Annotated in this window: 10 protein-coding genes, 5 tRNA genes and 1 pseudogene; 12 read left to right on the top strand and 4 right to left on the bottom strand. The window is 70.4% G+C overall.

What is annotated here, in order from left to right; all coding sequences use genetic code 11:
* The coding region (locus BG452_RS19850) for a nitrate- and nitrite sensing domain-containing protein (RefSeq protein WP_317621140.1) at window positions 1-2,007 on the bottom strand (2,007 nt) is incomplete at its 3' end.
* A gap of 803 nt (window positions 2,008-2,810) precedes the next feature.
* Between BG452_RS19850 and BG452_RS19845 the strand changes: the two genes are divergently transcribed.
* The 8 genes from BG452_RS19845 to BG452_RS19810 all read left to right on the top strand — a co-directional run bounded on the left by BG452_RS19845 (window position 2,811) and on the right by BG452_RS19810 (window position 6,398).
* Complete coding sequence (locus tag BG452_RS19845; protein WP_188305675.1) at window positions 2,811-3,029, top strand: hypothetical protein; 219 nt, start codon at window positions 2,811-2,813, stop codon at window positions 3,027-3,029.
* A gap of 270 nt (window positions 3,030-3,299) precedes the next feature.
* Window positions 3,300-4,100 (top strand): fumarylacetoacetate hydrolase family protein, encoded by an 801-nt coding sequence (locus tag BG452_RS19840; protein WP_188305674.1) that lies wholly within the window; start codon window positions 3,300-3,302, stop codon window positions 4,098-4,100.
* Window positions 4,093-5,592, top strand: a complete 1,500-nt coding sequence (gene gltX / locus BG452_RS19835) for a glutamate--tRNA ligase (protein WP_188305673.1) — start codon at window positions 4,093-4,095, stop codon at window positions 5,590-5,592. Before BG452_RS19840 ends, gltX begins: the two co-directional genes overlap by 8 nt.
* A 272-nt stretch (window positions 5,593-5,864) precedes the next feature.
* A tRNA-Gln gene (locus BG452_RS19830) sits at window positions 5,865-5,936 on the top strand.
* A 48-nt stretch (window positions 5,937-5,984) separates the two neighbouring features.
* Window positions 5,985-6,057 (top strand) — tRNA-Glu (locus BG452_RS19825).
* A gap of 27 nt (window positions 6,058-6,084) precedes the next feature.
* A tRNA-Glu gene (locus tag BG452_RS19820) sits at window positions 6,085-6,157 on the top strand.
* 26 nt (window positions 6,158-6,183) lie between these two features.
* Window positions 6,184-6,256, top strand: a tRNA-Glu gene (locus BG452_RS19815).
* 67 nt (window positions 6,257-6,323) lie between these two features.
* Window positions 6,324-6,398, top strand: a tRNA-Gln gene (locus tag BG452_RS19810).
* Between the two features lie 144 nt (window positions 6,399-6,542).
* Here BG452_RS19810 and BG452_RS19805 read toward each other — a convergent pair.
* Entirely contained in the window at window positions 6,543-7,256 is a 714-nt protein-coding gene (locus tag BG452_RS19805) for an IclR family transcriptional regulator (RefSeq protein WP_030306825.1), read from the bottom strand.
* A 232-nt stretch (window positions 7,257-7,488) separates the two neighbouring features.
* Here BG452_RS19805 and leuC point away from each other — a divergent pair, with 232 nt between their 5' ends.
* The 4 genes from leuC to BG452_RS19785 all read left to right on the top strand — a co-directional run bounded on the left by leuC (window position 7,489) and on the right by BG452_RS19785 (window position 10,887).
* Window positions 7,489-8,910 (top strand): 3-isopropylmalate dehydratase large subunit, encoded by a 1,422-nt coding sequence (leuC, locus tag BG452_RS19800; protein ID WP_188305672.1) that lies wholly within the window; start codon window positions 7,489-7,491, stop codon window positions 8,908-8,910.
* A gap of 3 nt (window positions 8,911-8,913) precedes the next feature.
* Window positions 8,914-9,510 (top strand): 3-isopropylmalate dehydratase small subunit, encoded by a 597-nt coding sequence (leuD, locus tag BG452_RS19795; protein ID WP_188305671.1) that lies wholly within the window; start codon window positions 8,914-8,916, stop codon window positions 9,508-9,510.
* Between the two features lie 182 nt (window positions 9,511-9,692).
* The gene (locus BG452_RS48120; RefSeq protein WP_223242468.1) at window positions 9,693-10,043 is read left to right on the top strand and encodes a hypothetical protein; all 351 of its coding nucleotides are present in this window, start codon (window positions 9,693-9,695) and stop codon (window positions 10,041-10,043) included.
* 133 nt (window positions 10,044-10,176) lie between these two features.
* Window positions 10,177-10,887 (top strand): HU family DNA-binding protein, encoded by a 711-nt coding sequence (locus BG452_RS19785; protein ID WP_188305670.1) that lies wholly within the window; start codon window positions 10,177-10,179, stop codon window positions 10,885-10,887.
* A 225-nt stretch (window positions 10,888-11,112) separates the two neighbouring features.
* Here the strand turns inward: BG452_RS19785 and BG452_RS19780 are convergent, their stop codons facing one another.
* Both BG452_RS19780 and BG452_RS19775 read right to left on the bottom strand, forming a co-directional pair.
* Window positions 11,113-11,337 carry a hypothetical protein gene (locus tag BG452_RS19780; protein ID WP_188305669.1) on the bottom strand — a complete coding sequence of 75 codons (225 nt, stop codon included), beginning with the start codon at window positions 11,335-11,337 and terminating at the stop codon, window positions 11,113-11,115.
* Between the two features lie 38 nt (window positions 11,338-11,375).
* A pseudogene (locus tag BG452_RS19775) lies at window positions 11,376-11,687 on the bottom strand (2-phospho-L-lactate guanylyltransferase); the annotation flags it as partial.

Raw genomic sequence — 11,687 nt, 5'->3', positions numbered from 1 at the left:
GTTCTGGCGGCCGGGCGGCACCTGGCGCTGCTGGCGCGGCGTCGGGGCGACCCCGCGCTGCTGCTTGCCCTGGCCACCGGGGCCGGGGCGGCCGGGGGCGCGGCGGTCGGCGGAGTTGGTGACGTCGACGGGGAGCATGACCAGCGCGGTGGTGCCGCCGGAGTCGCTGGGGCGGAGCTGGATCCGGATGCCGTGTCGCAGGGACAGGCGGCCGACCACGAAGAGGCCCATGCGGCGGGAGACCGAGACGTCCACCGTCGGCGGGTTGGCGAGGCGCTCGTTGATCTCGGCGAGGTCGTCCGGGCTGAGGCCGATGCCGGTGTCGTGGATCTCGACCAGCACCCGGCCGTCCGGCAGGGCGTGGCCGGTGACCCGGACGCGGGTCTGCGGGCTGGAGAACGAGGTGGCGTTCTCCAGCAGCTCGGCGAGCAGGTGGACGAGGTCGTTGACGACGCGGCCGGCGACCTCGGCCGACGGCACGGCGGCGAGCTCGATGCGCTCGTACTGCTCCACCTCGGAGGCGGCGGCGCGCAGCACGTCGACCAGCGGGACGGGCCTGGTCCAGCGGCGGCCCGGGTCCTCACCGGCGAGGACGAGGAGGTTTTCGCCGTTGCGGCGCATGCGGGTCGCGAGGTGGTCGAGCTTGAACAGGTTGGCCAGCTGGTCCGGGTCGGCCTCGCGGCTCTCCAGCTCGGAGATGAGCGACAGCTGGCGCTGGATCAGGCCCTGGCTGCGGCGCGAGAGGTTGGTGAACATCGCGTTGATGTTGCCGCGCAGGAGGGCCTGCTCGGCGGCGAGGCGGACGGCCTCGCTGTGCACCATGTCGAACGCGTGCGCCACGTGGCCGATCTCGTCGGTCGAGTCGACGGCGACCGGCTCGACGGTGGTGTCGACGTCGTGCGGGTCGCTCTCGGAGAGCGTCTTGACCAGTTCGGGCAGGCGGCGCTCGGCGACGTCCTCGGCCGCGGTCTGCAGTCGGGTCAGCGAGCGCACCATCGAGCGGGCGATCAGACCGGCGCCGCCGAGGGCGACGAGCAGGGTCAGGGCGACGGCGGCACCGATGATCAGGGCCTCGGTGTCGGCCTGGGACTGGAGGTCCTGGGCCTTTCCGTCGAGGTCCTCGATCAGCTTGGACTCGATCCGGCGCTCGGCCGTGATCTTGGTGGTGGCCTTCTCGTACCAGTCCTTGTACGAGACCGCCTCGGTCTGGTGGATGCCGCCCGGCTGGAGGATCGAGCGCGAGTAGCGGTCGGCTTCGGCGACCACGTTGTTGTAGCTCAGCTGCCCGCGCAGGTTGTCCAGGTCGTGCGCGGTGTAGATGTTGTTGAAACTGGTGAGCGCGTTGTCGTACGTGGTGCGCAGGCGGATGCCGAAGGACTCGTCGCTCGCGCTCAGGTCGGGGGCCTTGGGGTTGGCCAGACCGGCGCTGATCAGCGCGCGCTGCTGCGAGGTGGCGTCCTTGGCCAGCGAGAACTGCTGCAGGGCGCGGGTGGCGACCAGCAGGTCCTTGTTGTTCGAGGCGAGCGCGATGTCCTGGGTGATGCCCAGCAGGTCGCGGATGATCACGTCGTAGGCGGTGATCGTCGCCTGGATGTTCTGGTTGTTCTGGTACGGCGTGTTGCGCGCGTCCGCGATCGAGTTCAGGTCCTTGCGGATCTGGAACAGCAGGGCCTTCCCGCCGGAGAGTTCGAGGTTCTCGAACTTGTCGGAGGAGGCGGTGAAGGTGCGGCTGAGGTCGTCGGTGGACTTGCGGGCGGCGACGATCTCGTCGTCCATCGGGTCGTTCGGACGGTTGGTGATGTAGCCGGCGCTGATGTCGCGCTCGGTCTGCAGGGCGTCCGCGAGGTTGGTCGCCTTCTTGGCCAGGTCGGACAGGTTGGCCATCTGGGCGAGTTGCTGGGAGTTCTCCAGCGAGGTCTGGATGCGCAGGCCGCCGAGGACCAGCGAGACCAGGATGGGCAGCGCGAGCAGGGCTATCAGCCGGGTGCGGATGCGCCAGTTGCGCATCGCGAGCCGGCTCAGACCGGTGGCGCGGCGCCTGGTCAGGGTGGTCCGGAGTTTGTCCCGGGCGGACTTCCGGTCCTGGCCGTCCTCGTCCGGGCGGCCGGAGGCCTCGGGCGTCACGGGGTCGGTCGGGCCGCCGGGGGCCGCCGCCTGTTGAGGGGCTGCCACAGGCTCGCGCGACTCCGGGTCACCCGCAGCGCCGCTACCCCTTTTGAAACGTCCCTGCACTGGCGTCGCAACCTCTGGACCGGGCGTCCCGCCGCGTCGCCACGGCCTGGACGGTGTCGAGTTCGTCCGCACCCCGGCCGGTCCGGGAGAGCGGGTCGCCGGGGTGGACTGCTCCCTACCCACGGTCCGTGGCATTCCAGCACAGCGAGGGAATCCCAACAAGGGCCGCTGGAACCTGTCGCCGGGTACTACCGACCGCATGCGGAATCTCACTGACTGTGCGGTAACGGGACCGGAATACCGCCTTTTTCGGACACTCGCCGGATACATGCCAACGTGACCCGAGATCGACAAGAGTCGCAGACCTGCCGAAATGCCCGTTGTGGGCGCAATGTCGGGTAATTCCGATGCGGCGATATGTCGGATATTCGTGATTTGTGCATAAATCTGTGAGCAAAATCACAGACTAATGTGTAGCTTTGGTCACGGCCTCTGTGGAATGAGATCTCGTAACCTGGGCTGTCTCCGGAGCACGGCCCCGATCAGCCTGCCCAGAACCCCTCCGAATCAATCGGAATCACGCAGGCCGGCGCGGAATCCCTGGCGATCCGCCCGGCCACGACCACGAGGTGCTCTCGATGTCCCTGGCGAAGAAGGCCACCAAGTCCACGCTGCCCTGCCGCTCCACGGCGAACCCGCGCCGGACCACGCTGGCCTCGGTCGAGGACTTCAGCGCGATCCCGGGTGCCCGCAAGGCCGAGGACGTCGTCACGTACGCCACCGAACTGCCGGGCAGCACCGCCAACCCGCGCCGCACCCAGCTGATGGTCGCCCCGGTCGTCGCTCCGCTGGCCTGACCGACCCGGCGCCGCCGAGGGCGTGGTGGCCCCCGCATCAGCGGGGGCCACCACGCCCTCGGCCGTTTCCCGCCCGCTCGCCGCCGGGGGCTCCGGCCCCGGGTCGGGGCGGTTCCACCCCAACCGCGCTGAACAGGGGCAAAGCGGTCACCGGAGGCCCCACGCGATAGCCTGGGCGACGATTGACGGGGCCGCGCCCGTGACGGGCGAGGCGCCCAGCAGCGCCCGGGGGCGCCCCGGGCGGCCGACGAAGCGAGGGGTAGCCCAGCCGTGCGCATTGCCAGGTTTTCCGTCCGGGAGGGGAGTCCTGCCGCCGGCAGCGTCTCCTTCGGCGTGGTCGAGGGGGACGCCTCCCAGCCCGACTCGCTGGTCGTCCACGAGCTGGCCGGCCACCCGTTCGGCCAACCCCAGCCCACCGGCGAGAGCTACCGCTTCCGGGACGTCCGGCTGCTCAGCCCGATGCTCCCCAACAAGATCGTGGCGGTCGGCCGCAACTACGCGGCGCACGCGGCGGAGCTGGGCAACGACGTCCCGGACGTCCCGCTCACCTTCTTCAAGCCGTCCACCTCGGTGATCGGCCCGACCGAGAACATCGCGTACCCGCCGTTCTCCTCGGACGTCCACCACGAGGCCGAACTCGCCGTGGTGATCGGCCGGATGTGCCGCGAGGTGCCGCTGGACCGGGTGCCCGAGGTGATCCTCGGCTACACCTGCGCCAACGACGTCACCGCCCGGGACGTCCAGCAGCGCGAGGGCCAGTGGGCCCGGGCCAAGGGCTTCGACACCGCCTGCCCGCTCGGCCCGTGGATCGAGACCGACCTCGACCCGGCCGACCTCGCCATCACCTGCACGGTCAACGGCGAGCTCCGCCAGGCCGGTCGCACCTCCCTGATGATCCGCTCGGTCGCCGAGCTGGTCGTCCACATCTCCGAGGCCATGACGCTGCTGCCCGGCGACGTCATCCTCACCGGCACGCCCGCAGGGGTGGGCCCCCTCAACGTCGGCGACGAGGTCGCCGTCTCCATCGAAGGCATCGGCACTCTCACCAACAAGGTGATCAAGCGTGGCTAACACTGACCCGGCCGTCCGGGTTCGCTTCTGTCCGTCCCCGACCGGCAACCCCCACGTGGGCATGGTCCGCACGGCCCTGTTCAACTGGGCCTACGCCCGCCACACCGGCGGCAAGCTGGTCTTCCGGATCGAGGACACCGACTCCGCCCGCGACTCCGAGGAGTCGTACGGCCAGCTGCTCGAGGCCATGAGCTGGCTCGGCCTGGACTGGGACGAGGGCCCGGAGGTCGGCGGCCCGCACGCGCCGTACCGCCAGTCGCAGCGGATGGACATCTACGCCGACGTCGCCCGCCGCCTGCAGGAGGCCGGCCACGCGTACCACTGCTACTGCAGCACCGAGGAGCTGGACGCCCGCCGCGAGGCCGCCCGCGCGGCCGGCAAGGCCTCCGGCTACGACGGCCACTGCCGCGACCTGACGGCCGACCAGGTCGCCGTCTACAAGCTGGAGAAGCGCGAGCCGATCGTGCGCTTCCGGATGCCCGACCGGACGATCTCCTTCGACGACCTGGTGCGCGGCACGCTCACCTTCGAGCCGGAGAACGTACCGGACTACGGCATCGTCCGGGCCAATGGCGCCCCGCTGTACACCCTGGTCAACCCGGTGGACGACGCCCTGATGGGCATCACCCACGTGCTCCGCGGCGAGGACCTGCTGTCCTCCACTCCGCGGCAGATCGCGCTGTACGCGGCGCTCGCCGAGATCGGTGTCGGCGACGGCACCACCCCGCGCTTCGGCCACCTCCCGTACGTGATGGGCGAGGGCAACAAGAAGCTCTCCAAGCGCGACCCGCAGTCCTCGCTCAACCTGTACCGCGAGCGCGGCTTCATCCGTGAGGGCCTGCTCAACTACCTGTCCCTGCTGGGCTGGTCGCTGGCCGAGGACCGCGACCTGTTCGACATGGACGAGATGGTCGCCGCCTTCGACGTGGCCAAGGTGAACTCCAACCCGGCCCGCTTCGACCTGAAGAAGTGCGAGGCGATCAACGCCGAGCACGTCCGCCGGCTGGCTCCGGAGGACTTCGTCCGGCGCCTGGTGCCGTTCCTGCAGGCCCCCGGCCTGCTGCCGGCCGAGCCGACCGCCGAGCAGCTGGACCTGCTGGCCCGGATCGCGCCGCTCACCCAGGAGCGGATGGTCGTGCTCAGCGAGATCGTGAACATGGCCGGCTTCCTGTTCGTCGACCCGGCCGACTTCGCGGTGGATCCGGACGACGCCGCCAAGGTGCTGACCGCGGACGCCCGTCCGGTGCTGGAGGCCAGCGTCAAGGCGCTGGAGGAGCTCGCGGACTTCACCCCGGAGCCGATCCAGGCCGCGCTGCGCGAGGCGCTGGTGGAGGGCCTGGGCATCAAGCCCAAGTTCGCCTTCACGCCGCTGCGGGTGGCCGTCACGGGCCGCCGGGTCTCGCCGCCGCTGTTCGAGTCGATGGAGCTGCTCGGCCGCCCCGAGACGCTGCGCCGGCTCCGCTCCGCCCTGGACGCCCTGCCGGCCGCCTAGGAACCGCCTAGGAACCACCCGGGACTCGTCCCGGTGGGCCGCTGAGCAGCCCGTGGGCCCGGCTCCGTGCCGGGCCCGCGGCGCACCCGGAGGTCACCGGACGGCCTCCCGGCCGCTGCCTGCGGTTATCGATTTTGGAGCCAGGGCAGACGTCGGGTAATGTTCTTTCTGCGCCGCCCGGGAGGGAACGGACGAGGGAGCGAAAGCCCCGCGGACCGGGACCGATCGAGAGGCGCAACGCCTGAGAGGGGCTCACAGGAGCTCAACTCTGGTGGGGTATGGTGTAATTGGCAGCACGAGTGATTCTGGTTCATTTAGTCTAGGTTCGAGTCCTGGTACCCCAGCGCAGTACGATCGGCAACGATCGCATCGCAGTACAAGTGAAGATCCAAGCCCCCGTTGTGTAGCGGCCTAGCACGCTGCCCTCTCACGGCAGTAGCGCCGGTTCGAATCCGGTCGGGGGTACTGGTCCCGCAAGGGACCGCCTGGAAAGCCCCCGTTGTGTAGCGGCCTAGCACGCTGCCCTCTCACGGCAGTAGCGCCGGTTCGAATCCGGTCGGGGGTACTGATCTCGCAAGGGATCGCCAGGATGCCCCCGTTGTGTAGCGGCCTAGCACGCTGCCCTCTCACGGCAGTAGCGCCGGTTCGAATCCGGTCGGGGGTACTTCAGAGCAGGAAGCCGGTGGCTGTGTTCTTCCCAAAGGACATGCCCATCGGCCCTTGCTTTGTGTTGGGGTATGGTGTAATTGGCAGCACGAGTGATTCTGGTTCACTTAGTCTAGGTTCGAGTCCTGGTACCCCAGCCAGAAATTGGAAAGGCCCCGCCTGGCGGGGTCTTTTTGCTTTTCCGGTCAGTGCTTTCGAAGGCCCCCGCTCGGAGTCGAGCGGGGGCCTTCGGCGTTTTCGGTGGGGGAGCGGGGAGTGGGGGCGGGTGGGGGATTTCGGCCTGGTCAGCTCCGGCGCAGCGCCTCGGTGAGCCGGTTCGCGGCCTCGATGATGGCCTGGGCGTGCAGCCGGCCCGGGTGGCGGGTCAGGCGCTCGATCGGGCCGGAGACGGAGACGGCGGCCACCACGCGGTTGGAGGGGCCGCGCACGGGAGCGGAGACGGACGCGACGCCCGGCTCCCGCTCGCCGATCGACTGGGCCCAGCCGCGCCGCCGAACGCCGCTCAGCGCGGTGGCGGTGAACCGGGCGCCCTGGAGACCGCGGTGGAGCCGCTCCGGCTCCTCCCAGGCCAGCAGGACCTGGGCGGCCGAGCCGGCCTTCATCGGCAGGGTGCTGCCGACCGGGACGGTGTCCCGCAGGCCGGAGAGCCGCTCGGCGGCGGCCACGCAGATCCGCATCTCGCCCTGGCGGCGGTAGAGCTGCGCGCTCTCGCCGGTGACGTCGCGCAGGTGGGTCAGGACCGGGCCCGCGGTGGCGAGCAGCCGGTCCTCGCCCGCCGCGGCGGAGAGTTCGGACAGCCGGGGGCCGAGGATGAACCGGCCCTGCATGTCCCTGGTGACCAGACGGTGGTGTTCGAGTGCGACGGCGAGTCGGTGGGCCGTGGGGCGCGCCAGACCGGTGGCGGCGACCAGCCCCGCCAACGTGGCGGGGCCCGACTCCAGTGCGCTCAGCACCAGAGCGGCCTTGTCGAGAACGCCGACGCCGCTAGAGTTGTCCATGCCCTAAGACTGCAGTCTCAGTCCGCGAGACGCAAGTTCAATCTTGCCGGAAAAGCGCCACTCTGGATGCAGCAGCCCGGGAGACATCCAGGATGGGGCCTCGTCAGAGTGTCCGCATCGTGGACAGCGATCCGGCGTGCAAGGTCGCGCGAACCCGCTCCGCACGGGCGGCGTACGCAGTGACCTCGACGACACGAGAAGGCCGGCAACGCGGCCGGCTGGAGGGAATCCGATGGGACGGACACTCGCAGAGAAGGTCTGGGACGACCACGTCGTGCGGCGCGCGGAGGGGGAGCCCGACCTCCTCTTCATCGACCTGCACCTGCTCCACGAGGTGACCAGCCCGCAGGCCTTCGACGGCCTCCGGCTGTCCGGCCGTACGGTCCGCCGCACCGATCTGACGATCGCCACCGAGGACCACAACACCCCGACCCTGGACATCGACAAGCCGATCGCCGACCCGGTCTCCCGGGTGCAGCTGGAGACCCTGCGCCGCAACGCGGCCGAGTTCGGCGTCCGGATCCACTCGCTCGGCGACGTCGAGCAGGGCGTGGTGCACGTGGTCGGTCCCCAGCTCGGCCTGACCCAGCCCGGCACCACCGTGGTCTGCGGCGACTCCCACACCTCCACCCACGGCGCCTTCGGCGCGCTGGCGTTCGGCATCGGCACCAGCCAGGTCGAGCACGTGCTGGCCACCCAGACGCTGCCGCTGGCGCCGTTCAGGACCATGGCCGTCACCGTCGAGGGCGAACTGCCCGACGGCGTCACGGCCAAGGACCTGATCCTGGCCGTCATCGCCGAGATCGGCACCGGCGGCGGCCAGGGCTACGTCCTGGAGTACCGCGGTTCGGCGATCCGGAGCCTGTCCATGGAGGCCCGGATGACCGTCTGCAACATGTCCATCGAGGCGGGCGCCCGGGCCGGGATGATCGCCCCCGACGACACCACCTTCGAGTACCTCAAGGGCCGTCCGCACGCCCCGCAGGGCGAGGACTGGGACGCCGCCGTCGAGTACTGGCGGACCCTGAGCACCGACGAGGACGCGGTGTTCGACCACGAGGTGGTCATCGACGCCGGCCGGCTCACCCCGTTCGTCACCTGGGGCACCAACCCCGGCCAGGGCGCCCCGCTCGGCGCCGACGTCCCCCACCCCGAGGACTTCGCCGACCCGCAGGAGCGCGTGGCCGCCGAGAACGCCCTGAAGTACATGGGCCTTGAGGCGGGCACCCCGCTGCGCGAGGTGGCCGTCGACGCCGTCTTCGTCGGGTCCTGCACCAACGGCCGGATCGAGGACCTGCGCGCCGCCGCCGCCGTACTGGAGGGCCGCAAGGTCGCCGACCGGGTGCGGATGCTGGTCGTCCCCGGTTCCGTCCGGGTCGCCCTGCAGGCCGTCGAGGAGGGTCTGGACAAGGTGTTCACCGCCGCCGGGGCCGAATGGCGGCACGCCGGCTGCTCGATGTGCCTGGGCATGAACCCGGACCAGCTCGCCCCCGGGGAGCGCTGCGCCTCCACCTCGAACCGCAACTTCGAGGGCCGGCAGGGCAAGGGCGGCCGCACCCACCTGGTCTCCCCGCAGGTCGCCGCCGCGACCGCCGTCCTGGGCCGTCTGGCCGCTCCGTCCGACCTGTCCGCAACCGTCGCCGTGGAGGCCTGAGCCATGGAGAAGTTCACCACCCACACCGGCCGGGCCGTCCCGCTGCGCCGCAGCAACGTGGACACCGACCAGATCATCCCGGCCCATTGGCTCAAGAAGGTCACCCGATCCGGTTTCGAGGACGGCCTGTTCGAAGCCTGGCGCAAGGACGAGTCGTTCGTCCTCAATCGGCCCGAGCGCCAGGGCGCCACGGTCCTGGTGGCCGGCCCCGAGTTCGGCACCGGCTCCTCCCGCGAGCACGCCGTCTGGGCGCTGCAGAACTACGGCTTCCACGCGGTCATCTCCACGCGCTTCGCCGACATCTTCCGGGGCAACTCGCTGAAGAACGGTCTGCTGACCGTCATGCTGCCCCAGGAGACCGTGGAACGCCTCTGGTCGCTCACCGAGAGTAACCCTTTGGCCGAGATCACCGTTGATCTGGAGAAGCGGGAAGTCCGGGCCGAAGGCGTCACCGCGCCCTTCGAACTGGACGACAACGTCCGGTGGCGGCTGCTCAACGGCCTCGACGACATCAGCATCACCCTGCAGAACGAGGCCGACATCGCCGCCTACGAGGCGACCCGTCCGGCGTTCAAGCCCCGTACTCTGCCGGTGTCCTGAGTTCCCCTCAGAACAAGCATTCTGACGATCGACCGGATGGCCCGCGCTCCCCTTCGGGGGGGCCGGGCCATCCGGCGTTCCGGAGCACGAGTTAGCGCCGGGTCCTCCCCGGATTGCCCATTCGGCTTTGCGGAAGAGGGCCCCGCGCAAGTACAACTGCGGGTAGATGGCACAATCAGTACATGCACCGGCACCATGAACCTCCGTACGCGGGCGGCGAACCCGCGTCCGAGGAGTCCACGGGCCGGGGATCCGAACGCCGAATTGACGATCGGCCGGACGTCACCTCCGCAACACCAGCTGAGGCGTCGGACGACCCGGAAGTCGCTGCGCTCTACGCGCTTGTGGCCGAGCGGTTGAAGCAAGCTCACGCCCGCGTGCATGCGCTGAACGTGTCTGTCGATGCAAAGACCGCTCTCACCCGTCAACTGCTCATCGTCACGGAGACCGCCAAGCGCGATCTTCCGGAGGCGGCAAGGCGGTTGAGTCGCTTTGTACATGACCTCGACGAGGGGCACCCGCCGCTCGACTGAGGTCGCGGACGCGCAAATCCATTGCGACACTAGGGTGATTCGCGCGTTTGGTAATTGAAAGTCCGCAGATACATACCTAACGTGCGAAAAGAACGGATGGAATCATCCGGCGCCCGTTTCCGAAGGGGAAGACGTGAACAAGGCTCAGCTTGTCGAAGCGGTGGCCGAGCAGCTGGGCGGTCGCAAGGCTGCCGCAGAGGCCGTCGACGCAGTGCTCGACACCATGGTCCGTGCCGTTGTGGCCGGTGACCGGGTTTCGGTCACCGGTTTCGGCACCTTCGAGAAGGTGGAGCGCTCCGCGCGCTTCGCCCGCAACCCGCAGACCGGCGAGCGGGTCAAGGTCAAGAAGACCTCGGTGCCCCGCTTCCGTCCGGGCCAGGGCTTCAAGGACCTGGTCAGCGGCAGCAAGAAGCTGCCGAAGGAAGGCCCCTCGGTGAAGAAGGCCCCCAAGGGCTCGCTCACCCCGGGCAAGACCGGTGTCGCCGCGACCCCGGCCGCCAAGCGTGCCGCCACCAAGCGCGCCGCCGCTGCCGCCGCCGCCCCGGCCGCCACCAAGAAGGCCGCCGCGAAGAAGGCGACCACCACGGCTGCCGCCAAGAAGACCACGGCCACCGCCGCCAAGAAGGCGACCGCCACCAAGAAGGCCACCACGGCCGCCGCCGCCAAGAAGACCACGGCGACCGCGACCAAGAAGACGGCCGCCGCCAAGAAGGCGACCACCACCGCCGCCGCGAAGAAGACCACGGCCACCGCCAAGAAGGCGACCGCCACGGCCAAGAAGACGGCGCCGGCGAAGAAGACCGCCACCCGCAAGACCACCGCGCGCAAGACCTCTGCCAAGTAAGTCCCGCGCGACTGTCCTCGGACGGCCTTCGGCTCAGAGCCGCGGCACCCCCTTCCGTGAATTACGGAGACCGGGTGGCCGCGGCTCTTTCGATTTCCGGGCGCTTAGTCAGGATTCGACGGCAGCCCTCGGCCGGGCGCGGAAAACCGCGGGATCGGCGGAGACCGGGGAGGACGGCGGGACGGGGTCGTCGCCCGCCGGCGGCGTCAGCGCGCGGTGACGGGATCAGCGTCCGTCGGCGGGGTCGGGAAAGGTCTGGAGCGTCACGAAGACCACCCGGCGGGCCTCGCCGGCGCCCTCGGTGCGGATCCGCACCCGCTGGCCGGGACGCAGCAGCAGCAGGCCGCCGGCGTCGAAGGCGGCCGCGTCGAACGGCACCGGGGTCCCGTCGTCGAGCAGCACGGAGCCGGCCCGGGTGGCGGGGTCGAAGGTGAACGCGGTGGCCTGCATGCCAGCAGCATAGCGAGCGGGCCGGGCGGGCCCGCTGGTCAGGAGCGCTCCAGACGCGCGAACAGCGCACTGGTGTACGGGCCGAGGCCGAGCGTCGCGGCCTCGCCGAGGTCGGCCCCGGTGTCGACGTCCCGGCGGACCGACTCCACGTCCGCCAGGCGCAGTTCGAGCGCCCCGCCGGCCGCGTGCCGGGCCCGCGAACCGTCCCCGAAGGCGGGGGCGAGCGGCCGGCCGGCGGAACTGGCCAGCAGGGTGGTGCCGACGCCGGGGGAGTCCGGCAGGAAGGCCCGGCCGTCCGGCGGCACCGCGCCCAGCACCCGGGCGAGTTCGGCCGGGCGCAGGGCCGGCAG

It is taken from the genome of Streptomyces sp. CBMA123 (genome assembly GCF_014596465.1).
In the GTDB taxonomy this organism is placed as follows: Bacteria; Actinomycetota; Actinomycetes; order Streptomycetales; family Streptomycetaceae; genus Kitasatospora.
Note: the sequence above shows the minus strand (reverse complement) of the source record. Positions and strands in the feature narration are given on the sequence as shown.

Bases quoted from the DNA above. Each gene is read 5' to 3' on its own strand.
- BG452_RS48120 (WP_223242468.1), top strand. From the start codon at position 9,693: ATGCACCGGCACCATGAACCTCCGTACGCGGGCGGCGAACCCGCGTCC.
- leuD (WP_188305671.1), top strand. From the start codon at position 8,914: ATGGAGAAGTTCACCACCCACACCGGCCGGGCCGTCCCGCTGCGCCGC.
- BG452_RS19780 (WP_188305669.1), bottom strand. From the start codon at position 11,337: ATGCAGGCCACCGCGTTCACCTTCGACCCCGCCACCCGGGCCGGCTCC.
- leuC (WP_188305672.1), top strand. From the start codon at position 7,489: ATGGGACGGACACTCGCAGAGAAGGTCTGGGACGACCACGTCGTGCGG.
- BG452_RS19805 (WP_030306825.1), bottom strand. From the start codon at position 7,256: ATGGACAACTCTAGCGGCGTCGGCGTTCTCGACAAGGCCGCTCTGGTG.
- BG452_RS19845 (WP_188305675.1), top strand. From the start codon at position 2,811: ATGTCCCTGGCGAAGAAGGCCACCAAGTCCACGCTGCCCTGCCGCTCC.